At 48.4% G+C, this 22,229-nt stretch carries 23 protein-coding genes and 1 tRNA gene; 10 read left to right on the forward strand and 14 right to left on the reverse strand.

The genetic code is table 11. From position 1 onward, the window contains the following. On the reverse strand, positions 1–1,224 hold the full coding sequence (locus LZD49_RS02190) for a sugar MFS transporter (protein WP_234665674.1): 1,224 nt from the start codon (positions 1,222–1,224) through the stop codon (positions 1–3). A 479-nt stretch (positions 1,225–1,703) separates the two neighbouring features. Between LZD49_RS02190 and LZD49_RS02195 the strand changes: the two genes are divergently transcribed. Beyond that, positions 1,704–2,120 (forward strand): 6-carboxytetrahydropterin synthase, encoded by a 417-nt coding sequence (locus tag LZD49_RS02195; protein ID WP_234665675.1) that lies wholly within the window; start codon positions 1,704–1,706, stop codon positions 2,118–2,120. Next, the gene (folE, locus tag LZD49_RS02200) at positions 2,080–2,769 is read left to right on the forward strand and encodes a GTP cyclohydrolase I FolE (RefSeq protein WP_234665676.1); all 690 of its coding nucleotides are present in this window, start codon (positions 2,080–2,082) and stop codon (positions 2,767–2,769) included. Before LZD49_RS02195 ends, folE begins: the two co-directional genes overlap by 41 nt. A 188-nt stretch (positions 2,770–2,957) precedes the next feature. Here folE and LZD49_RS02205 read toward each other — a convergent pair whose 3' ends face one another. Both LZD49_RS02205 and LZD49_RS02210 read right to left on the reverse strand, forming a co-directional pair. Then, positions 2,958–3,881, reverse strand: a complete 924-nt coding sequence (locus tag LZD49_RS02205) for a sugar phosphate isomerase/epimerase (RefSeq protein ID WP_234665677.1) — start codon at positions 3,879–3,881, stop codon at positions 2,958–2,960. Between the two features lie 26 nt (positions 3,882–3,907). Beyond that, the gene (locus tag LZD49_RS02210; protein WP_234665678.1) at positions 3,908–4,921 is read right to left on the reverse strand and encodes a cation diffusion facilitator family transporter; all 1,014 of its coding nucleotides are present in this window, start codon (positions 4,919–4,921) and stop codon (positions 3,908–3,910) included. Between the two features lie 38 nt (positions 4,922–4,959). Between LZD49_RS02210 and LZD49_RS02215 the strand changes: the two genes are divergently transcribed. Both LZD49_RS02215 and LZD49_RS02220 read left to right on the forward strand, forming a co-directional pair. Further along, entirely contained in the window at positions 4,960–5,514 is a 555-nt protein-coding gene (locus LZD49_RS02215; RefSeq protein WP_234665679.1) for an NUDIX hydrolase, read from the forward strand. Position 5,515: 1 nt separating this feature from the next. Beyond that, entirely contained in the window at positions 5,516–6,130 is a 615-nt protein-coding gene (locus LZD49_RS02220) for a LysE family translocator (protein ID WP_234665680.1), read from the forward strand. Positions 6,131–6,133: 3 nt separating this feature from the next. Here LZD49_RS02220 and LZD49_RS02225 read toward each other — a convergent pair whose 3' ends face one another. Together LZD49_RS02225 and surE are read right to left on the reverse strand one after the other, a co-directional pair. Next, entirely contained in the window at positions 6,134–7,702 is a 1,569-nt protein-coding gene (locus LZD49_RS02225) for a GH3 auxin-responsive promoter family protein (RefSeq protein WP_234665681.1), read from the reverse strand. Between the two features lie 13 nt (positions 7,703–7,715). Continuing rightward, positions 7,716–8,483, reverse strand: a complete 768-nt coding sequence (gene surE / locus LZD49_RS02230) for a 5'/3'-nucleotidase SurE (protein WP_234665682.1) — start codon at positions 8,481–8,483, stop codon at positions 7,716–7,718. Positions 8,484–8,602: 119 nt separating this feature from the next. Between surE and LZD49_RS02235 the strand changes: the two genes are divergently transcribed. After that, the gene (locus tag LZD49_RS02235; RefSeq protein WP_234665683.1) at positions 8,603–9,097 is read left to right on the forward strand and encodes a GNAT family N-acetyltransferase; all 495 of its coding nucleotides are present in this window, start codon (positions 8,603–8,605) and stop codon (positions 9,095–9,097) included. A gap of 5 nt (positions 9,098–9,102) precedes the next feature. On the opposite strand, the gene LZD49_RS02240 is transcribed toward LZD49_RS02235, so the two are convergent. Further along, positions 9,103–10,089: a rhodanese-related sulfurtransferase gene (locus LZD49_RS02240; RefSeq protein ID WP_234665684.1), complete on the reverse strand. Its 987-nt coding sequence runs from the start codon at positions 10,087–10,089 to the stop codon at positions 9,103–9,105. 210 nt (positions 10,090–10,299) lie between these two features. Between LZD49_RS02240 and LZD49_RS02245 the strand changes: the two genes are divergently transcribed. Next, complete coding sequence (locus tag LZD49_RS02245) at positions 10,300–10,914, forward strand: deoxynucleoside kinase (protein ID WP_234665685.1); 615 nt, start codon at positions 10,300–10,302, stop codon at positions 10,912–10,914. 11 nt (positions 10,915–10,925) lie between these two features. On the opposite strand, the gene LZD49_RS02250 is transcribed toward LZD49_RS02245, so the two are convergent. From LZD49_RS02250 to LZD49_RS35455, 6 genes are all read right to left on the reverse strand, one after another. After that, positions 10,926–11,390, reverse strand: a complete 465-nt coding sequence (locus LZD49_RS02250) for a hypothetical protein (RefSeq protein ID WP_234665686.1) — start codon at positions 11,388–11,390, stop codon at positions 10,926–10,928. Positions 11,391–11,492: 102 nt separating this feature from the next. Next, positions 11,493–11,798 carry a helix-turn-helix domain-containing protein gene (locus tag LZD49_RS02255; RefSeq protein WP_234665687.1) on the reverse strand — a complete coding sequence of 102 codons (306 nt, stop codon included), beginning with the start codon at positions 11,796–11,798 and terminating at the stop codon, positions 11,493–11,495. A 221-nt stretch (positions 11,799–12,019) separates the two neighbouring features. Beyond that, positions 12,020–12,101, reverse strand: a tRNA-Leu gene (locus LZD49_RS02260). Positions 12,102–12,399: 298 nt separating this feature from the next. Then, positions 12,400–14,073: a PLP-dependent transferase gene (locus LZD49_RS02265; RefSeq protein ID WP_234665688.1), complete on the reverse strand. Its 1,674-nt coding sequence runs from the start codon at positions 14,071–14,073 to the stop codon at positions 12,400–12,402. 186 nt (positions 14,074–14,259) lie between these two features. Beyond that, entirely contained in the window at positions 14,260–15,597 is a 1,338-nt protein-coding gene (locus LZD49_RS02270) for an amidohydrolase/deacetylase family metallohydrolase (protein ID WP_234665689.1), read from the reverse strand. Positions 15,598–15,843: 246 nt separating this feature from the next. Continuing rightward, positions 15,844–15,966 carry a hypothetical protein gene (locus tag LZD49_RS35455; protein WP_255720897.1) on the reverse strand — a complete coding sequence of 41 codons (123 nt, stop codon included), beginning with the start codon at positions 15,964–15,966 and terminating at the stop codon, positions 15,844–15,846. Positions 15,967–16,384: 418 nt separating this feature from the next. On the opposite strand from LZD49_RS35455, the gene LZD49_RS02275 reads away from it, so the two are divergent. Both LZD49_RS02275 and LZD49_RS02280 read left to right on the forward strand, forming a co-directional pair. Continuing rightward, positions 16,385–18,124 (forward strand): gliding motility-associated C-terminal domain-containing protein, encoded by a 1,740-nt coding sequence (locus tag LZD49_RS02275; RefSeq protein WP_234665690.1) that lies wholly within the window; start codon positions 16,385–16,387, stop codon positions 18,122–18,124. Between the two features lie 27 nt (positions 18,125–18,151). Further along, a complete protein-coding gene (locus tag LZD49_RS02280; protein WP_234665691.1) occupies positions 18,152–18,706 on the forward strand; it encodes a dihydrofolate reductase family protein in 555 nt (184 codons plus the stop codon). Between the two features lie 82 nt (positions 18,707–18,788). On the opposite strand, the gene LZD49_RS02285 is transcribed toward LZD49_RS02280, so the two are convergent. Continuing rightward, positions 18,789–18,995 (reverse strand): hypothetical protein, encoded by a 207-nt coding sequence (locus LZD49_RS02285; protein ID WP_234665692.1) that lies wholly within the window; start codon positions 18,993–18,995, stop codon positions 18,789–18,791. A gap of 87 nt (positions 18,996–19,082) precedes the next feature. Here LZD49_RS02285 and LZD49_RS02290 point away from each other — a divergent pair, with 87 nt between their 5' ends. Together LZD49_RS02290 and LZD49_RS02295 are read left to right on the forward strand one after the other, a co-directional pair. Further along, positions 19,083–19,664: a Crp/Fnr family transcriptional regulator gene (locus LZD49_RS02290; protein WP_234665693.1), complete on the forward strand. Its 582-nt coding sequence runs from the start codon at positions 19,083–19,085 to the stop codon at positions 19,662–19,664. 85 nt (positions 19,665–19,749) lie between these two features. Then, entirely contained in the window at positions 19,750–20,712 is a 963-nt protein-coding gene (locus LZD49_RS02295) for a zinc-binding alcohol dehydrogenase family protein (protein ID WP_234665694.1), read from the forward strand. 2 nt (positions 20,713–20,714) lie between these two features. Here the strand turns inward: LZD49_RS02295 and LZD49_RS02300 are convergent, their stop codons facing one another. After that, positions 20,715–22,061 carry a WG repeat-containing protein gene (locus tag LZD49_RS02300; RefSeq protein WP_234665695.1) on the reverse strand — a complete coding sequence of 449 codons (1,347 nt, stop codon included), beginning with the start codon at positions 22,059–22,061 and terminating at the stop codon, positions 20,715–20,717. Positions 22,062–22,229: the final 168 nt, after the last annotated feature.

A 22,229-nucleotide genomic window follows, 5' to 3' on the forward strand; every position in this document is an offset into this window, starting at 1 on the left:
CTACCAGCTTTTCTTTTTGTGGCCTGCAAAGCCGAAATACAGCATGTAAATGTAAAGTGGAACCAAAATCCAGTAAGCTTTCTGCGTACTTCCGATCGAGTCGGCGATGCTTCCATATATCAAAGGTAGTACGGCGCCACCGGAAATACCCATTACAAGCAGTGCTGAGGCAATTTTTGTGAATTTACCCAAGCCGCTCAGAGCCAAAGGCCACAATGCAGGCCAGATCACCGCGTTGGCAAAACCAAGGATCGCGATACAAATGACGGAGGTGAAACCGGTAGAGTTGATAGCGACAACCGTCACAATCAGACCGAGAATGGCAGAGAATTTGAGATATGCCTGTTGTGATACATATTTGGGAATCAATACGATACCGAGCAAATAGCCAGTCATCATACCATATAGCGTGTAGGTACCGAAAAGCCTTGCTTCTTCCTCGGGAAAGCCCAGCGAAATGCCGTAGCTGATAATCGTATCACCCGCAATCACTTCCGCACCAACGTAGCAGAACAACGCCAGCACCCCGAGAACAAGGTTGGGGAATTGTAAAACGCTGGTTTTTTGAACGATCACCTGATTTGCAACAGAAGGCGCTTCTTCTTCTTCCTCGCTCACTTCTACCAAACCTTTCGACATCCTGATAACAAGTGCCAATACCACCAGCACCGCTGTCAGCACCAGGTATGGCATAGCCACTTTGTCGAGCTCCGACTTCGGATCGCCAGTAGATGCACCTGCAAGAAGCAGTTTACCAAAAATAATCTGGCTGAAAATACCGGCCGATTTGTTGGCGATACCCATGATACTGATCCGTTGCGCGGCACTTTCGCGCGGGCCGAGGATGGTAGCATAAGGATTGGAAGCCGTTTGGAGTACGGTAAGACCGATACCGATCGTGAACAAGCCTACCAGAAACAACGGATAAGAAGCCATTTCCGCTGCCGGGATGAATATCAGAGTTCCTATTGCCATCACGCCGAGAGCGAGCGACATACCATTTTTAAAACCTGTCTTTTTCAGAACCATCGAGCAAGGGATGGCCATGACCGTGTAGGAGATGAAAAAAGCGAAGGTTACCAGGTAAGAACTGGTGTTATCGAGTGAAAATGCTTTTTTGAAGAAGGTGATCAGTGTTCCGTTGACCCATGTGACGAAACCCATCACAAAGAAAAGAATGCCGATAATGAAGAGGGGACCCAGGTAATTGTTCTTTTTGCTCATTTAAGTCGAATTGGATTAGGTTGTCGGGTTATGGTGTTGGTTATATTTGGTTGTTATAATACTCAATATTCATCATTCAGGCCAGAGCCTCATAGATTTGTCTGCGATTTCCGCACATATTGTCTGGAACCTCATGGGAAAGTCATTGCAGATCGAATCTTTTCACAGAACCCAATTTCGGAATCTGATAAAACTCATCAAGTCAGAATGTAGAAGATTATTTGGTCTTCGGGACTTCCGGGTTGCAATTTACACGCAAAAGCCAGATTTTTAAATTTTTTTATTAATTAAAAATGACAGAACGAGTGCTTTGAAGAAACATGAAATAGCATCCTGTTGAACAATTTGCTAGCTTCCAGCGTTTACCCAAAGCAAGAGACTCCTGAGAGCGATTCACAGCAAGCTCGAACCGTTAGGTGTGTTGGACACAAACTTTGTAACGACACCTGAGGCAAATTAAAATTTAAGTGGTTTAAAATATGGTGCAAAAGGTGGCAGTGTTCCGTAAGGAGCACTTTAATGCGGCCCATCGTCTTCACAATCCGGAATGGTCGGAGGAAAGGAACGAGGAGGTTTTTGGGAAATGCAACAATCCCAGCTTTCACGGACATAATTACGAGCTGATTGTGCAAGTTACAGGCCCTCTGGACCCGAAAACAGGCTATGTGATGGATATGAAAGTCCTGAGCGCCATATTGAAGGAATCAGTCATCGACCGGTTTGATCACCGGAACCTGAATCTCGACGTTGAAGAATTCAAAGCCCTTAATCCGACCGCAGAAAACATTGCGATCGTCATTTATTCAATTTTAAGACCCAAAATTGATTCAGGCCTGGACCTGAAGATCAGATTGTATGAAACAGAACGGAATTTTGTCGAGTATCCAGTCCAGTGAAGCTTTGGACATCGAAGAGGTTGGTGACGACCATTTGTTTTCAGGTATAGAAACTCCTCTCCGCAAGGACGCCTTTGCCATGGAAGACGAGCTCAAAATGGAGCTTATCGAGAAGCATTTCCGTCATATCATGGAGATTATGGGTCTGGATATGACAGATGATAGTCTGAAAGGGACACCCAAGCGCGTTGCGAAAATGTATATTAAGGAGGTTTTCAGCGGCCTGGATCCCAAGAACAAGCCTGCGATTGCACTTTTTGATAATAAATATAAGTACAACCAAATGCTCGTAGAAAAAGATATTTCAGTATTCTCCAACTGCGAACATCATTTTGTACCCATTTACGGCAAGGCACACGTCGCTTATATTTCCAGCGGAAAAGTGATTGGTCTGTCGAAACTGAACCGGATTGTGGAGTATTATTCCAAACGTCCGCAAGTGCAGGAGCGACTTACCGTGCAGATTGCCAATGAATTGAAACAAGCATTGCAAACTGAGGATATTGCCGTGGTAATCGACGCACAGCACATGTGCGTCCAGTCACGCGGGATACGCGACTCCGGTAGCTCGACCGTAACGGCGTACTATGGCGGTAAGTTTGAGGAAGAGACCACGAAAAAGGAATTTTTGAGCTATTTGGGAATGTAGTAGGGAGTTAGGAGTAGTCGGAGACCGACGTCACTTGGACGTAGTCACAGACTACGCCTAACACGCTGCAAACTCCATACAACTTTTAAAAACCACATCTAAGATTTTCATCAAAACAGCTGACTATAAACTAACAATGCCTGACAAAAATCTTGTCAGGCGTTGTTAGTTATATCGGATCGAAAATATTAAACAGTCGGCCCCACACGCTCTAACAGTGCCTTTGTAGCCTTAATGCCCTCATATTCCGAAAGTTTGCTTCCTTCATATTCAATACCCGCAATACCTTTGAAACCGCTCGCTTTTACGATTTTCAGGATTTTAGTATAATCAGTCTCAATGCAGTTACCTTTCTCATCGAAATCATAAGTTTTCGCACTCACGCCTTTTGCGAAAGGCAGCAGCTCCTGCGTTCCCTGGTAACGGTCATACGACTCCTCGCAGCCGGTCGCAGAACGTTTGATACAGAAGTTGCCAAAATCAGGAAGAGTACCCACATTTTTCAGGTTCACCTGCTTCATCACACCCGACAACCATTTGCCGTTCGAAGACGAACCACCATGGTTTTCAACGATCACATTGATGCCAGTTTTCGCCGCAAACTCACCCAGCTTACCCAGACCATCTACCGCAGCTTTTGCGATTTCTTCGTCTGAACCTTTTCCGAATGCATTCACACGGATGGTTTTACAACCCAAATATTTCGCCGCTTCCACCCATTTGTAATGGTTTTCAACCGCTTTGTTACGTACCGCAGCGTCCAGCTCGCCCAGGCCACCTTCTCCGTCGATCATGATCAGGTGGTTGCTTACGCCATTGTCTTTTGCTCTTTTCAGTAACTCGGCCAGGTATGTTTTGTCTTCTGCTTTGTCTTTAAAGAACTGGTTTACGTATTCTACGATCGAGATACCGAACTCTTTTTTAGCCAGCTCAGGAAAATCGAGGTTGGTCAGTTTTTTCGCGAAAAGGGCCTTGTGCAGCGACCATTCGGCCAAAGATATGTCAAACCAGAGTTTTTTGGCTGCCGGTTCGGCAAACAGGTCTGAGAATGCAGTGGCAGCAAGCGCAGTAGCACCGGCTTGTTTAAGGAAATCGCGACGGGAAAAGTCCATGATTGGTTAGAATTTAGATTTGATTATTATTCCTGAATATTAATTCTGGCTTCGCGGTACAGCTTCTCGTTTTTGGTAAGCTTGGCTGCGTCCCATTCGATGTCCTGTACGAAAGTATGCTGGCGCACGGGACAATTGTCGATCCTGCAAAAGTAGCAACATTGGTACACGCATGGATCGGCGTGCACGAAAATTTCCGTTTCGCCCGGTTGGGAGCCTTTGAGGATGTTCTCGAAATCGTGGATTGTTTCGTGTACTTTTTGCAGCTCCCAATAGTAAGGTAATGTCAAATGGCAGTCGATATGCAGATCGGAACCGTATTGCTGCACGCGCAGGTTATGCACGTCGATCCATTCATCCTTTTTATTTTCATTCAAAACCTGGATCACCTTTTCCAACAGCGCTTCATCAGTGGCGTCCATCAGCCCGGCTACCGATTTGCTCACGAGATGGGAGCCGCTGTAAGCCAGAAAAACACCGAATAGGAGCGAAGCGACGCTATCAATCCAGGTATAGCCGGTTAACATGATCAATCCAACACTTAAAATCAAAACGACGCTGCTGATGCTGTCGGACATTAAATGTCGCCCATCGGCGACCAGCGCCAGCGAATTGACCCGGCGGCCTTCCGTAAGCAATTTGTAACCAATAGCAGTGTTTACAAAGATCGTAAAAAGAATGAAGCCGGAACCTGCCGCGAGATTCTGGATCGGAGCCGGTTCCATCAGCCTTTTGACCGCTTCCACGACAATGAATATCGATGCGATGATAATTAACGCCCCCTCGAAACCAGCCGAGAAAAACTCGACTTTGCCATGGCCATAAGGATGGTTCCGGTCTTTGGGTTGAGACGAAAGATAGACGCTGTAGAAAGCAAAACCGCTGGCGATTACATTGATAATCGATTCGAGCGCATCGCTGAGAATAGCGTTGGAGGAAGTAAGATAGAATGCAAAAAACTTCAATCCCGTCAACAGGATGCTGGCTACAAAAGACAGCATGATAAGACGTTGTTTAAGCTTATTTTGGTTTATTTGCATTTGAGATTTGTCAATGAGGTGTCAAAAATACTAAGAAAATGCGGGTTATATCCACTGAAAATAATTGGAAAACACTAACGTCTGAAACCGTTTATGAGAATGCCTGGCTGGAACTCAGTCACCGTGACGTGATTAACCCGTCGGGTAACAAAGGCATTTACGGTTTGGTCAAATTCAAAAACCAGGCAATAGGGGTGATCCCGGTGGACAACGACGACAACATTTATCTCGTGGGCCAATTTCGTTACGCCATCGACGAATATTCCTGGGAGATCCCGGAAGGTGGCGGGGTCCTGGGCGTCGATCCGCTCGAAGGCGCCAAACGCGAATTGAAAGAGGAGACCGGCCTTGTCGCAGCCAAATGGACCAAACTTGCCCGCATTCACACATCCAATTCAGCTACCAACGAGGAAGGGTTTCTCTACATTGCCGAAGATCTCATTCAGGACCAGGCCGAGCCGGAAGAAACCGAGGAGTTACAGGTATGGAAATTGCCTTTAAAAGAAGCAGTAGAAATGGTCATGCGGTCCGAAATCACCGATTCGCTTTCGGTAGCTGCCATTTTAATGACTGCCAGACTGAAAGGTATCTGATATGCTGCAAGCATTGTTTTACGGGACGCTGACAGGTGTAGCATTATGCCTTACTTTCGGGACTGTCTTCTTTTCACTAGTCCAAAACAGCGTCGATAATGGGTACCGCACCGGTATTAAAATCGCTCTGGGCGTGTTTGTATGCGACATTATCTTCGTTTTCTTCGCCATTTTCGGAACGGCATTATTGCCTGATATACCAAACTTCCAGAAATGGATGGCTGGCGCGGGTGTTATTTTCCTGATTGCATTAGGTTTAAGCAACATCATTAAAGGCCAACCCCAGATCGCCGAACCGCAGACACGTTTTGGAAACTTTCTGTACTATTTCACGACTGGTTTTTTGCTCAATGGCCTTAATCCGGTGAATTTCATTAGCTGGGTGACCATCGCTTCCTACATTCGCACGAATTTGCATTACAACCTGAACCAGGTGTTACTATTCTTCTCGGCGAGCGTGATTGCAGTATTTTTGGTAGAGAGTGCCATTGCGGTATTTGCACACCGCTTGAAACGTATTTTTACACCCAAAGTGGTGACCCTGTTTAACAAAGTGACAGGCGTGGTTTTTATTCTCATCGCCTGTCAGATTGCTTATACCAATTTTTTAAAATAGGAGTTATCCCTTGATGTACCCCTCGGCCTTTAGGAAACTCTTCCAGTCGCTAATCAGGTCTTTTTTGAAAACACGCGGAAATTTATTTTGTCCGCCGAGCTTTCCTTTGGATTCCATCCAGTCGTAGAATGCCTGGTTGGGCAATACGGTTACAAAAACTTCTTTTAATGCATGCCTGCGCTCAACGGCGTAGTCGTCGTTCAGCTCAGCGAGTTTGGCATCGAGTTTTTCTCTAAGCACTTGTGTATCTACATCGGATTCTTCCACACCCACATACCAATCATGGGCGAATAAGCTGCCGTGCTCGATGCCGCAAACGGTAAATTCTTTCACCGAAATACCCATTTCCCGAGAAACCAGGTCGATGGCCTTATTCATATTATCCACCGAAAGGTGCTCGCCGCAAAGGCTCAGGTAATGCTTGGTGCGGCCGGTGATCACGATTTCACCGCGCGTTTTGTCGACAAATTTTAGCGTGTCACCGATCAAATAACGCCAGGCGCCCGAGCAGGTCGAGAGTAGCAATGCATATTCTTTTCCTTCCTCCACCTGATCGATCATCATCGTTTCGGGATTTTCTAGCATAGTGCCGTCGGCATCGAAATTTTTCGGCGTGAATGGAATAAATTCGAAAAATATGCCATTATCACAAACCAGCTCCATTCCCTCCGCGCCGGGCCGCGTCTGATAGGCGATGAAGCCTTCGGAAGCCAGGTACGTGTTGATGTAATGCATCGGCTTGCCCAGCAGCTTCTCGAAACCTTTACGGTAAGGCTCAAAAGAAACGCCTCCATGCGCAAAGACCTGCAAATTCGGCCATATGTCGTGAATGTTGTCTACTTTATAATGTGCAATGATTTTTTCAAACAGCAACTGAATCCAGGCCGGCACACCCACTACGAAACCAATGTCCCATTCGCTCGCAACGCGGGTAATCTCTTCCAGCTTCAAACCCCAGTCACGCTGGGCTGCAATTTTTTGGCCGGGCTTGTAATAGGGCCGGAACCAACGCGGGATCTGCTGGATTTGTATACCGCTCAAATCACCTGCCAGGCTTCCGGTATCGTGCGGGTTGAGGTTGGTACTGCCGCTGAGCATCAGGAAGCCTTTTTCGTACAGATCCGGCGGGAGGTCTTTGTAATGGCCTAACGAAAGGATCTGACGGATACTCGTCTTCTGAATGGCCTTGGTCATCGCCTTCGTGACCGGAATCTGTTTTGAAGCAGATTCTGAGGTACCGGAGCTCAATGCATAGTATTTGATTGTTCCAGGCCAGCAAACGTCTTTCTCGCCTTCGAGCGATTTGTGCCACCACTCGTTGAATATCTTGTTGTAATCGTAGACTGGTACGGTACGCTTGTAGAGGTCATAGAATGCCCCTTTTTCGCCGAAGAGAATCGAGGAAAGCAGTTCGTCGAAATTATATTTCTCGCCGAACTCGGTATATCTGGCCTTGGCCAGAAGTTTGGCCAGGGTTTTCTTTTGCTGCTGGTGTAAACTTGCCTTGCGGCGGTTGGCAACGATGTTGCTGAAATGAATGCCTTTCTTTAATAAACTGCCTACTAATGCCATAGCTGTTGTTAAATTACAAATCCCAGGTCGATAGCTTTTTCAATGCTTCATACTCTGTCAGATCATATTGACATGGCACCACCGAGATATAGTTATTATCCAGTGCCCAGACATCGGTATCTTCTTTTTCAGTATCGAAATTGATAAACTCCCCGGCCATCCAAAGGTAGCCGCGACCATTAGGGTCGACACGGTAATCAAATTTCTCCTGCCATTTGGCATGTGCCTGACGGCAAACTTTTACTCCTTTGAGTGGTAAATCCGATTTGGCAGGAATGTTTACATTCAATGCAATGCCGTTTGGAATACCGTTCTTTAATGCAGCTTCTGTAATCGATTTGATAAAGGGTATGCCATGACTGAAATCCGCATCCTCCCTGAAATCACAAAGCGAAAAACCGATCGCCGGAATACCTTCTATTGCCGCTTCAATGGCCGCCGACATGGTGCCGGAGTACAATACACTGATAGAACTGTTGCTGCCGTGGTTGATGCCGCTCACGACAAGGTCGGGCTTGCGGTCCTGCAACACATAGTTTTTAGCCAGCTTCACACAGTCGGCGGGAGTCCCCGAGCATTCGTATTCTGTTACATCCTCAAAAATATGGGTGGAATACAGTCGAAGTGGTTCACCGATCGTAATAGCATGTCCCATCCCGGATTGCGGGCTGTTGGGCGCGACCACGATTACCTCGCCTAATGTTTGCATGATTTCAACGAGTGTCCGGATTCCTTTTGACGTTATTCCGTCGTCATTTGTAACTAAAATGAGGGGTTTCATATATTTCTACTTATCGGGTGCCTTTACGCTTTCCTGCCGTCGTTCTGCCGATGAAGTAACAAGGTTTTTATGTGAATAAATATTTACTTGCGCTTTTCAAGCTGCCAAATTTAAGCAATATGCCTTCATTCGCAACAATGCATGCCTCCGTTGAGGATATACCAACTATTATTACAATCCAGGAAAATACATGGGAACCCACTTACCGTGACATCCTTAGCAAGGAACAGATCGATTATATGTTCGAAAAAATATATTCGTCTGGCTCCCTGACAGAACAAATGCAAGACGGCCAGCATTTCCTGATCCTGACGAGCGATGGCGTGCCCGTCGGGTTTTCCGCCGTATCTGAGGAAAAGCCCGGAAAGTTTAAATTACATAAAATATATGTCCTCCCCGCGACGCAAGGCACAGGCGCGGGTAAATACCTTTTGCACGAGACTGAAAATTATGTGAAGTCGGTGGGAGGAACAGAGCTTTTGCTGAACGTGAACCGCTACAACAAGGCCAGGAGTTTCTACGAAAAAATGGGTTTCCAGGTAGTAGACGAACAGGATATTCCCATTGGGCCTTACTGGATGAACGATTACATCCTCGAAAAAATATTGAACTGAACCGGCTAAGCCGATTCAGTTTTCAATGCCAATTTCATTTTCCTGATATTCTTTTTCTGGCTTTTCAATCCCTGGCTCGGGTGGTAATTGTTGCTGTTGACGACATAGTAGCCGGTACCGTCATAAGTGCGTTTGCCGGGATGCGCCTTGCATTCAGCTGAACAGGTTCCTTCCATTTCCCATCCGCAGTTCTCGCAAATGGGAACGTGATTGTTGCATTCGGCGTTGGCGCAATTCACCATACGGTCGCAAGGTTCTTCGCAAATATGGCATTTGGAGATCACCGTCGGGTTTACACTATTGACATCGACGGTAATGCGGTTGTCGAATACATAGCATTTACCATCGAAATCCTCGCCGCCTTCTTCCAGTCCGTAGCGTATAATGCCGCCATGCAATTGATAAACATCCGTAAAGCCCTGATCCAGCAGGTAAGCGCTGGCTTTCTCGCATTTAATGCCGCCGGTGCAATAGGTAACCACCTTTTTGTCTTTCAAATGAGAGATCTCATGCACGTGGTCGGGCAACTCGCGCAGGTTATGCATATCGAATGTGATCGCACCCTTGAACTTGCCAACCTCATGTTCGTAATCCGAACGCATGTCTACCAGCACCACATCCGGGTCTTTCAGCATGGCCTTGAAATCCGCCGGTTCAAGGTGTTTGCCGGTACGCACGAGCGGGTTTACGGGTAGGTCCGAGTTCACGATCTCATCCTTCACGCGGACATGCAGCTTCTGAAATGCAACGCTGTCGTGCTCTTCCACTTTAAATTGAACACCTGCAAAGCGGGCGTCGGAACGCACGTAATTCATATAGGCCTCGCATTGCTCAGGCGTACCCGAAACCGTGCCGTTCAGGCCTTCCGGGGCGATGATGATGCGGCCCAGGAGGTTATTTTCAACGCAAAAGAGATGATGCTCATCGCGATAGCTGTCGGGATCGGCGATGGGTGTGTAATAATAATATAGGATAACCCTGTAAGGCTTCATTGATCATCAATTAATTAAATCCGAAGAGAAAAGGACAATGTAATGCGCCGGGCGCCGGAACGCTGCTCCTTTCACCAAATCAGCGGCAAATATACGAATAATGCAAGTTTTAAGAAAATGCCAAAAATCAGTTTTGCAACTGACCGCTTATTCGTTGAAATACATATTTTTGTAAGCACTCGTTCCTCAACTCAACCATCCTGATTCCTTATGCACATCGCTATCATCGGTAACATCGGCGCCGGCAAAACCACACTAACCCAAATGCTGGGTGACTATTTCAAATGGGAAGTCATGTATGAGGCCGTGGAAGGAAATCCCTATCTGGCTGATTTTTACCAGGATATGGAACGATGGGCGTTCAATTTGCAAGTATACTTCCTCAACAGCCGTTTCGCACAGGTCCAGACGATCCGGGAAACGACCTATTCTACCATTGTTCAGGACCGTACCATTTACGAGGATGCCTATATTTTTGCAAGAAACCTTTACGAGTCAGGCGTGCTCGTCGAGCGCGATTACAAAACGTACCTGCTGCTATTCGAATCCATTATCCGCACGGTATCGCAGCCCGACATTCTGATTTACCTCAAAGCCGATATTCCCAAGCTGGTTTCACAGATCAGAAAACGCGGACGTGACTTTGAAGCCGACATTTCAACAGACTATCTTACTAGCCTCAATAATTACTACGAAGATTTTGTCCGCAATTATGAGGACGGCAAGATTTTGGAAATAGACGTGAACAACATGGATTTCGCCTCCAATCCCGAGGACTTTAATCACATCGTGTCCCTGCTTAACAAGGAATTGTTTTATGTGTAAGGGTGGGTGACTTAGTGCATGCAGGCGATCGCCTTGTTCAGCAGCGCATTTTTCTGGGCATCAACACTGAACACTTTGGTGTCCTCGGTCAGCAGAACTTCAATTTTTGTTGTGGTTTTCATTTTGTCGAGCTCCTTCCGCGTTACTGGTGAAGCCAGGATGAAGATCCGTTGCCAATTACTACGGTCGTTGGCCGTGGAGTAAAGCGAAAACTTGCCCTGCGGCGTCCAAAAGCGTATTTCTGTGAACATTTCGGAATAGAACACCAGCCCGATGCGTTCGTTATGATAGCTCAAAACCATCTCCTCGCCTGTACGCGAAAGCGTCAGATACTCCTTTTTGTCCGCGAGCTGGATTTTGTGATAATGTACTTTCTTGTGATTGGACGGGCTGATTGTTTCCTTGCATTGGGCCATACACTCACCCTTGCCAGCTACCAGCAAACCGACCACACCAAGCAGGAAAGTAAACTTCATGCAGGGGGTGTAATTCAAAACTTTCTTGATTTTCGGGGTTATTCAAACGTTTGTAAAGATAGTCGCCTCATTTGTAGAATGCAACAGGATAATGGGAAATGCCTACTTAACCCTTCTTTCCTGCGCCAGTTGCTTGTAAACTTCCCCGAGCTCATCTTTCAGTTCCCTGATTCTGGCTTCCAGCTTCTCGACTTCGCTTTTATGGACGAGATCTTTCATGTACATAACCGTTTGCGGTTCACCTTCATAGCCAAAAAGCCAGTTGGGATGAATGCCCAGCTCCTTGATAAGAATTCCCAAGGCGTCGGAGGTGAATTTTTGATCTCCTGAAAGGACCTTTGATATTTTGGATGGGGATAGGCGCACAATCTCAGCTAGTTCGCTGGTATTCAAGTGGTGTGCTTTCATGAGTGCCGCGATTCTTGCAATTTCTATCATTGCCATTAGTTCGGTTGTGACACGCCATCCCAATCGGCCTTTTGAGAACCAAATGCAATGCTATGTTTACAAAGTGTCGAGGTTAAGCGCTTTATGTAAATATAGCAAAAGTCGGACCATTTCGGGAGAGAGGTTGGTGGGATCAGGCACAAAAAAATGCGTCTGGTGTACCAAACGCACTTTATACAATGTGACCAGAAGGAGAGTCGAACTCCTATACCCGAAGGCACTACCCCCTCAAAGTAGCGTGTCTACCAATTCCACCACCTGGCCGTCAATCGTGATGCAAAAGTAGTATTTAAATGATACGGTGCAAGAGCTACACCCCTATTTTTTTGCGGAAAAATCAACGCTATTATTAAAAAATCTTCACTTTTGTGCGTTTTGGTCGTAGTTTCACGGCTCCGAATGCGGGTTACCGCGCGGAAGATCAGACTGTTCAGCCGTGTCGATGACGGGCTTCACGATATTAAAATTTTTAGATTTAGTAATTAGCATAAAAGCCATGGCATGATCCATGGCTTTTTATGTTAATTACCGATTATGTCAAATCCATTGTGTCAAAACTGTCCTAAGTCGAGAGCGGGCGTCCGGCGGGGATGTTGATCCGCTGGCGGTTGTTCGGGAAGGTGGCGCGTTTGGCGGTGAATTTTGCATTCACGTATTCCACCATGTCGATTTCGCCGGTAATGGTGTTGGCAGCGAGCTTTCCGTAAAATGTCATCACTACATTATCACCCGGCACGCTGTAACGGCTCTGGAAACGTACTTCATCGCCGTCGATGTTGCCAAACAGTTCGCGCGTTGCAAACTCGCCCTTGTGCGTTCCGTAAAGGTAGTTGCCGTCCTGGCGCTCGATAATGAAGGAATGCTTGCTGGTGCTGGTGTAAAAATCGATGCTCACATCCCAGCGGCCGGCGATTTCGGCGGCAGGCGCTTTCATCACTGCTTCGGCCTTAGGCGCGCTGCGCTTGCGTGTAAGGACTTCAAAAATGCGGTCTGCCACGATTTTGTCGTTGCCAGGTCCCATCATATAAGCAGCCACCGTAATGGAGGTGGTAGGAGGGCCTGATTGTGCCTCCTGTCCTCTCCGGAAGCCGGTCCCTACCGCCACGCGTGGCTTGGTAGTTTGCAGTTCATCGGCTACTTCCTGTCCGGTAATGTTGAGTTTGGTAGGGTCCCAGGTAATCGTCAGGGTCGGTGTTGCATTGTCGAGCGCACCTTCTTTCGGTTCCCTGATTTCCAGTTTTGCGCTTGGTACGCTATTCAATTTTTTGGAGATCGTGTCGAGCCAAGAAACCCACATTTTCATTTCCGCTTTATGGTCGCGGGTTGCCCAGGCTTCTACGGCGGCGAGCATTCCCACCATTTCTTCACGGCCTACCTTGTTGTTACGGCAAGGCCCGTGGTGCGGTGCGCTGGCCTGCCATGCCGACATCAGGACGTCCTTGCTGCCCAGCATGAGGCCAGCACATTGCGGCCCGCGAATTACTTTACCACCACTGTAAGCCACCACAGATGCACCGGCCTGAAGGTGGATATTGGGGATCGTCAAACGCTCCGCGGCGGCGTCCACCAACACGGGTACACCAGCGGGTTTGGCGATATCTGCTACGGCTTTTACAGTCCACGGCTCATCGCCCGGCATCATATAGATCATCGCTGTGCGGGGAGTGATCGCCTTTTTCAGTTCTTCGATCGTTTCGACGGTAATAATCTTTACGCCCACATTGCGGATCGCGTGGTCATACACGTTGCGGGAAGATCTTGGGATGATAACCTCGGTTTTCTCGAAACCTTCCAGGTTGGGAATGCGGATCAGTTTTTCGGGGTTACCACCCGCGACAATGCCCGCTGTAACCTCATTCATACCGGCTGCACAGCCCGATGACACCATGCCCCATTCAGATCCGGTGATCTCGGACAAGCGCTGACCTACGCCGAATGCAAGTTCGTCGATCTGTACATTGTACTGGCAGGCATATTCCATCGCCTGACGAACTTCCGGCAATTCAATGGATGCCCCGATAATCGTAAATGTTCCCCGGCAGTTTATAATCGGCTCAACACCGATCGACTGATAGATTTGCGGTCCCGCTTTTAATGGTCCGGGTGCGGACACGGCGGCTGCGGCTTTCTGGAACCATTTGGGTTTGCTGCTCTCGGCGAATGCCGCCGATGTGCTTAAAACGCCCCCTGCAAGCGGAATCATAGAAAGGTCTTTGAGAAGTTCTCTGCGTTTCATTGGTGTTTAGGAATTGGATGTTTGGGTGATAAAAGGGTATTGCCGGGAAAGGCTGTATTTAGAAAAATGGTATTTTGGTTCATGCTTTGTCGCCCTGAGCGCAGTCGAATGGCGACAAAGCAACAGACACTTCATAAAGATGCAAAAATGCCTTTGCAATACTCCTTTTTTATTAAATGTCATTCGCTATCTTGGCGGGCCGCCTTGTCCTTGCTGTCCCTGGCCGCCACCCTGGCGTTCGGGACGGGGCAAATTAATGGGATCCACACGTGCGTTGAGCGTGTACACAATACTGCCCGCACGGATGGTTGCTTCGGTTTCGATCCGTTTTTTGCCGGTAATCTTGCCGTCGCGGGCGTAATAGCCGAAGTTCCCATCGCGTAGGTTGAGAATGGCAATGTCAGCCGGAGACCCTACTGAAAGGTTACCCAGCTCTTCACGGTGGATTTCCTGTGCAGGGTTCCAGGTGCTGGCTTTGATCACGCTTTTGAAATCCATACCCATGGCGAGAAACATCGACATGATGTTGTTCATATCCTTCATCGCATTGTTCATGCTGCTGGTATGCAAGTCGGTGCTGATGGAGTTTGGGTAAAAACCCTGTTTGATGGCAGGCTGGCCTTGGGAGAGCAGGAAGCTTGATCCACCAAAACCGACGTCGAAGATCACGCCGCGCTTTTGGGCTTCGATGGTATACGGTTTCACTTTGTTGGTCGAAACATCGACGATGGATTCCCGACCTCGGCCGCTATTGTTACTGTTACCACCAAAACAATGGGTGTAGATATCGCCCTTCCGGAATTTTTTAAGGTATAATTCCTCCAATGGCAAAACGGGATTCGCACTGCCGAAATCAACCATAATAGGAATATTGGCGAGTGTCCCCGCCTCCAGTGCGCGGTCAGTGGGAGTCCAGTCGTGGCCCACGTAATGCGCCAGCTTTACGCCGACGATGTCATTGGGATACTTTTTGGCCATTTCTGCCGTGGCTTTGGCATCCATTTCTTCAAGACTGTTCTCGAATTTGCCGCCGGCCATGCCCTCTCCAACGATGTTCAGCATTGCAAGAACACGCGTTTTGGAGAGGTCGATGGTCTGCTTTTTGAAAGTTTCGAAAGTTTTCCAGCCTGAGCTACCCGCATCTACCACGGTAGTCACGCCCGAACGAAAGGTGAAGCCATCCGCTTGCAGGCCGTTGGGGCCGTTTCGGTAAGTCCCTTTCAGGTCGGTACCCCAAAAGAAATGCACGTGGATGTCGATAATGCCGGGCGTCACATACAGGCCTTTGGCATCCACCACCTGGGCCGCAAGTGACGGGTCGATATTTTTAGCAACCAGCGCGATCTTACCGTCTTCGCCGCCCGGTGTGCCTTCTACGGCCACGTCCATTACGGCGTCGATGTTGTTTTTGGGATCGATCACGTGCCCTCCTTTGATGACAATGCTGTACTTCTTGGTCTGCGACCAAGCCGGATTGAACAACAGACCCAACAACAGGCAAGCTGCAAAGCTGAAAACTCTCATAATTGGTAAAGGGTTTAGGATAGTTAAATGCTTATTTACAATGCTTTTGTCATCAGGGTTGTATATGATGAGGACAGCCATTTGAATGCCGAACCCTCATCATATTGCCACAATTATTTTTTGTCCCACCATACGCGTCCGAGCAAGGCATCGCTTTGAACCACATTAAGTTGTTATAACCCACCGCTCCAAACTTACCGTCGAACAGCACATTCAGCGACAAATTCTTGTAATGGAAAGTATTGGTTAACCGATGATAGTGTGCGGCGGGTTGCCGACGCCGAATGCGATTTCTTCGGCTTTGGGATAATGGCTGATCGAATTGTAAACCGGTATGCCGTCGGGCAGGGTTGTGGGTTTGATCACCATTACGGTGCTACACGCCAGACCCGGGCCGCCTACCGATGGGTAGAATTTTGCCGTCGACCTGCATGTATTCGATCGAAGGACCGACTTTGGCGCCGTACGACAACCGCCCCGAAGCCTGCGCTTCCGCTACCGTTTCGGTAGCGGATAGACGACGCGGAATTGAGCCACAACTTGCTCCCGTCGGGCAAAACGAGGTGATATTGCTCTCCTCGCGGCGTAGATTATTCTTTTGTCTTAATTATGTCACACCTGATTTTAATATCGATGGAATTATAATGCTGTAAATTTTTAATATTCCGAATAAAGTAACAGAAAACCTACTTTTTTCGGAATTTCATGTATGCGTAAAAAGAACGGGTTTCTACGCAACGACCACGCTCCATCCGGCGTAAAACGTTCCAAAGAACCTCAGACCCTTATGAAGCATTTTCTACGTTTAATCATCATATTTTGCCTGTGCCTTAGAGCGTCCTACGCGCAGGTAGATTGCGCCAATATCGGTTTCGAACAAGGTAATGCCAATGGGTGGATCATGACCTACGGCACAGTCACCGACGCAAATCAGGAGACGGTTTTTCAAAACGAGCTGAGCGGCACGCACAACAACGAGCACTACATCACGGGCATTTCCGATGGCAATGATCCGAAGATACCGTCGATCCCGATGGTGGCACCAGGCAGCACGCGCTCCATGCGGATCGGGAATGTGAACGAGGGAGGGCATTTCAGCCGTATTCATACCAACTACACTGTCACAGCCGATAACACGCTATTTCAATACAAGTTTGCGGTGATTTTACAAAACACGGGCGCCGATGGCCGAGCCAATCACGAGCCTTTCCAGAAACCTGGTTTCAATATTCTCATATTCGACAGCAAGGGCGAGGAGCTGCCTTGCAGCAGTTACGACATTCAGCTCGAAGGCACTAATACCGTGGAGGGCTTCCAGGCGGTAGGCGACATTCAATATCGGAATTGGACGGTAGGGGCCATCGATCTGCGGAATTTTATCGGTAAAACCATCACCATTGTGGTCACGGCGCATGGCTGTACGCGCATGAGGCATTTCGGCTACGCCTATTTCGATGCAGAATGTCTTAAATCGGAGATCAGACAGGTTTCCGACTGCCCCGACGAGGACGGTTACCTGACGTTTGCGGCACCCGAAGGATTTGGGAAGTATACCTGGAACAATGGCGAAACCTCGCAGCAGATCCGCGTGAAAGCGAATGTGGGTGATCAATTCCACGTCGATATGGTGCCACGGGGAAGTCTGGACGAGTCGTGCGCGCTGGGCCTGGATTTTACGGTGAGTTTTAAAAAGAAGACTGCCACGATCGCGAATGCGATTTGCGACGGGAATGTATTTGCGTTGGGAGACACTTTGCTGAGAACGAGCGGGGTTTATGTCAGGAACGTGAGCAAAAGTAGTGTGTGCGATAGCACCGTCACGCTGACATTGACTGTCAACCCGGTGGGAAAGTTCACCCAAAACCTGCGGATTTGTGAAGGCGAACGGGTTGCGGTGGGCGACAGTACCTACACGCAACCCGGAACTTATATTCAAAATATCCCACAGGCAACCGGTTGTGATAGCGTAGTGACCACCGTCCTCGAAGTTGTGCGCATCGAGCTGTCGGTGACGCCTACGCTTTCGATCACGCAGGGTGATAGTGTGCATGTGGAGCCTATGGTTGAGCCTGCGGGTAGCTACGCCTATCATTGGGACCAGTCAGGGTTATCTTGTTCCGATTGCCCCGATCCCTGGGCGTCGCCACAGCAATCGACATTATATCAGCTCGAAGTTTCCGATCCCGACCAAATTTGCACGCGGCAGGCTCGGGTGCAGGTGTACGTAAAACCGTGCGGCATTGAAATCCCGGATGCGTTTTCACCTAATAATGACCAGTTGAACGAGGTTTTCTATGTGTATGGCAACTCGTGCGTGAAGCAAGTCCGGGAAATGTTCATTTATAACCGCTGGGGAGAAGTCATTTACCGGAAATCTAATTTTGCAGCATCGGACCCTCGCGCCGGCTGGGATGGGACTTACCACGGAGAAAGGACTTCGCCGGGTATTTATCCTTACAAAATCAGGGTAGAATTGAATAATGGTTCGTTTTTGAGTTACAAAGGCGTCGTTAATTTACTTCGTTGACAACCTTCATCTCAAAAGCAATGTATAATGGGAAAGCTTATTGCCTACAATTTTATCACACTCAACGGCTATTACAAAGGTCCGGATAACGACATTAGTTGGCACCGGCATGGCGAAGAAGAGAGCGGATTTGCATCCGAGAACATGGAAGCCAAAGCTACCTTGCTTTTTGGCAGGGTTACCTACGAAATGATGGCCAGTTTCTGGCCGACGCCGATGGCGCTTGAACAAATGCCCGACGTGGCCAAAGGCATGAATGAATCCGAGAAGATCGTTTTCTCCAGTACATTGGAAAGTGTGGATTGGGAAAATACCACGATCATCCAAAGCGATCTCGTGGAAGCCGTCCGGGAGCTCAAATCCGATCCCGACCGGGTGATGACCATTCTTGGCAGCGGCAGCATTATCGCCCAACTCGCCGAAGCCGGCCTCATCGATGAATATCAATACATGATCGATCCCGTCGCACTAGGAAGCGGCACGCCATCCTTCCAGGGCCTGACCCGCAAACTCGACCTGAAACTGACCGACAGCCGCATATTCAAAAGCGGGGTGGTGCTGCTGACTTACGAGCCTTTGTGAAGATGTCTGGATGATAACTGCCGGCCGTTGTGGTAAGGGACAGCTTTGATGAGCCTGATATTATTGTATTCAGGAATGGTCACTACATTCTCTTTCGGGATAATGCCCCTTTGAATCCAGGCAGCAACGGTTTGCGTATTTGGGATATTGAATCTCTTGCAATACTCAGTATCGTGACCCATTGATCCATCGGATATTGGATGCCCTTGTATTCACAATAGCCTTTCAGCGCTTCCCGACTATCAGCTAGAAGCTTTTCAAGTGCGGATTGATTTGTTTCTGTGGTCATGTTAATGAGTGTTTAGCAACTGCTTTAAGTATTTATCACCCGAATGCGGCGGTTGTCGTAAATAGGGCAGATTAAGATTTGTTATAGATGTTTAACAGCTATAGAGCCGTTTTGAACCTTCCCGAAAGCAAGTGGGAGGAATTTCAATGTTATTACAACCGGCTGGAAGTGCCAGCCCGCACAATTCTGTTGCAGGAGGGGGAGATTTCGAAACGTGCGTATCTGATCGAAAAGGGATGTGTGCGGGTTTGGTTCAATAACGATGGTATGGACACTACATTCCAGTTCTTTTTCGAGAACGAAAGCGTGTCCTCCGTCGAGAGCTTCCGGCGGCAGATACCAAGCCCGGTGACAGTCGAAACCGTGGAACCGTGTGTGTTGCATTGGATCCACAAAGACGATCTTGATCAGGTTTTTGGTGATATTTACAGCGATCCGGCCAACAGCGCGGCCCTTTCAGAAATGTTGTTCGAGCGGCAGCTGCATTATATGAAGCATTGCATTTCATTCATCAAACATTCACCTGCTGACCGGTATGTGCAGCTCTTGAGGGAAAGTCCGCACATCATTCAGCGCGTTCCTCAGCATTATATAGCATCTTACCTCGGTATTACACCGGTTTCGCTCAGCAGAATCCGCAAAAAGCTGATGCGCGAGGGAAAAATATAGCTTTCTGGATTTCTTATCTTTTGTTAACGTCCGGGGCGCCCGTGGTTGTCGAATTTTGGCATGACAAAACAAAACGACAACAGCTATGAAAGCAGCGATTTTAAATCAATTTGGCGCTTCTCCGGTTTATGGCGACTTTCCGGAACCGGCGCCGTCAAAAGGGCAGCAACTCATCCGGGTGAAGGCCGCATCCGTTAAAAATATCGACAAAGGCGTTGCCAGCGGCGCGCACTATTCCAGCCATGGGCAGTTGCCGGTTGTGATGGGTGTCGACGGGGTGGGCATGCTCGAAAATGGACAACGGGTATATGCCGGGGGTGGTTCGGGGATGATGGCCGAGTTTGCGACGATCCCGGCACGTTACGTGGCCGTTCCTGACGCAATCGATGATGTGACTGCCGCGGCACTGCCCAATCCGGCATTATCGGCGTGGTTTTCGCTGGTCAGCCGAGCGGGGATCCAGCCGGGGGATACGGTGTATGTCAATGGTGCTACCGGGGTGACCGGCAAAGTGGCTATTCAACTCGCGAGGCATTTGGGCGCGGGGCGGATTATCGCAGCCGGACGTAACGAGCACATTCTGAAATCGGTGCTCGAACTAGGTGCTGACGAAGTTGTGGTACTCAAAGAAGAGGAAGACAAACTTGCGAAACGCATTGCCGACCTGCACGAGGCGAGTCCCTTCGATATCGTGATCGACTATACCTGGGGAAAACCGGCTGAAATGCTCCTGAACGCGCTTGCGGGTAACGACCTGCATGCGGAAGCGCACCGCACGCGTTACGTAACGGTGGGAGAAATGGCGGGGCCAACGATCCAGCTGCCGTCGGCTTTTTTGAGGAGCTCGGCCATTGAACTTTACGGTGTCGGCGGAGGCAGCATTTCCAAGGAAGTTATGCAGCGCGTACCCGGGGAAATATTACCGATGTTATTTTCACTGGCAGCCGAAGGAAAGCTCAGAATTGACACAATTGTAATGCCGTTACAGGACGTTGCCAAAGCTTGGACACTCCAAACGCCCGGGAAACGGATCGTTCTCGTGCCTTGAAGCTATTTTTTGACCCTTCCCGCCAGGCGCCCTTTCAGCATTCGCTGGTAAAGCAAACTATTGAGCCAAATGAAGACCAGGAAGCCGATGATGATGAATACCGCATTCAGCTTGTAGGAAAAGCCGACTAATTGCTCCTTGCCATCCAACGAGAGTTCGAAACGGAGCCAGGAGCGCTCTACGGTCGTAGTTGCCTGGTCGAACGGAAGGGCTTCGTCGTAGATGATGTCGGTGATGAAACGGCCGGTGGTGTCCATATAACCATACTTGTCGTCTATGCGGATCATCGATATGCCGTGATTGTAGTAGGAAGCGAAATCATATTTCAATGGCGTGCGCACTTTGCCCGATTTATCGATATGCCCGAACTTCCCATTGATCGCAACCGCAGAACGGTTTTCGGCAGTGAAGCCGGTAGCTTCGTCGTACAAATGCTGAATGCGCAGCTTACCGGTTTTATCGATACAGCCCCATTTGCCATTCTTTTTAACCCAAAATAAGCCATTAGTAGGCTTGCGGGTGTCGGTGTATTCAAAAGGGACAAGCAGGTCGCCGGTGAACGGACTGATGTAGCCGTACTTGTCGCCATATTGCACGCGTTCCATTCCCTGGCCCGAGTATTTGTATTTCGGGTCGATATCGTCCAACGCCACCGGCACTTTCAGCACCATGTTTTTATCAATAATGCCGAATTTGCCCTGATATTTAAAGTGGTAAATAAATTTTGAGGCTTTAATTTCCTTTTCTATAAACCGGCTGAAATTGAAGTTCAGTGTAAAGAAATCCATAGGTCTTTTTATCCACCATAGCACATCTTCTTTGGTATCCTGGTTGCAAAGGAAATCGATGTCGGAGTCTTTAATAAGATAATCCTTCGAATAGTGCTCGATAGGGATTTTATAAATCTCCTTTCCGGTCACGTCGATGTAGGAAAGCCCATAATGCTCGCCTGCGGGGTAAATAACCCAGGTTTTGCCGTTACGATACCGGTCGGTAGAGATGTATTTAGGCTCGATCACGACTTTGCCGCGCTTGTCGATAAATCCGTGCAGGCCATGTCCCTCCGGGCTCAGTTCCGTGGGCACAAACTCCGCTAGCCCTTCGGCGAAGTCGCCGATATCCCGATAGGCGGGGGTAAGTTTTCGGCCGTTTTTGTCGGTAACGAAGGTTTCGTAGGAGCGGCAGGGAATATTGACTTTCTTGACAACGTAGACGTCGTCATATTCCCGGTAATCGTTGTATTCTTTCAACCAAGGCTTGTTGGGAGCTGGCTTGGTTTGGGCCATCGCCCAGGCTGATAGCAACAGTAGGAACAGGAGTGTAAGGTTACGAAAAGTCGGTCGAAGCATTCAAGACTAAGGTTTTGGGTTTGTCTGGGTCACCGCGAAGTGGCGCGCAGTGCGGCAGGCATTCATTTCTAACTTGCAAAAAACAAAAACTTGCCAGCATTACCGATTTCCGGGCAAGTAATATTTAAGAAAATTGGCTTAAATTCCGTGCCGGAACGCCTATTCCGT

This window comes from Dyadobacter sp. CY261 (assembly GCF_021440085.1).
Lineage (GTDB): Bacteria > Bacteroidota > Bacteroidia > Cytophagales > Spirosomataceae > Dyadobacter.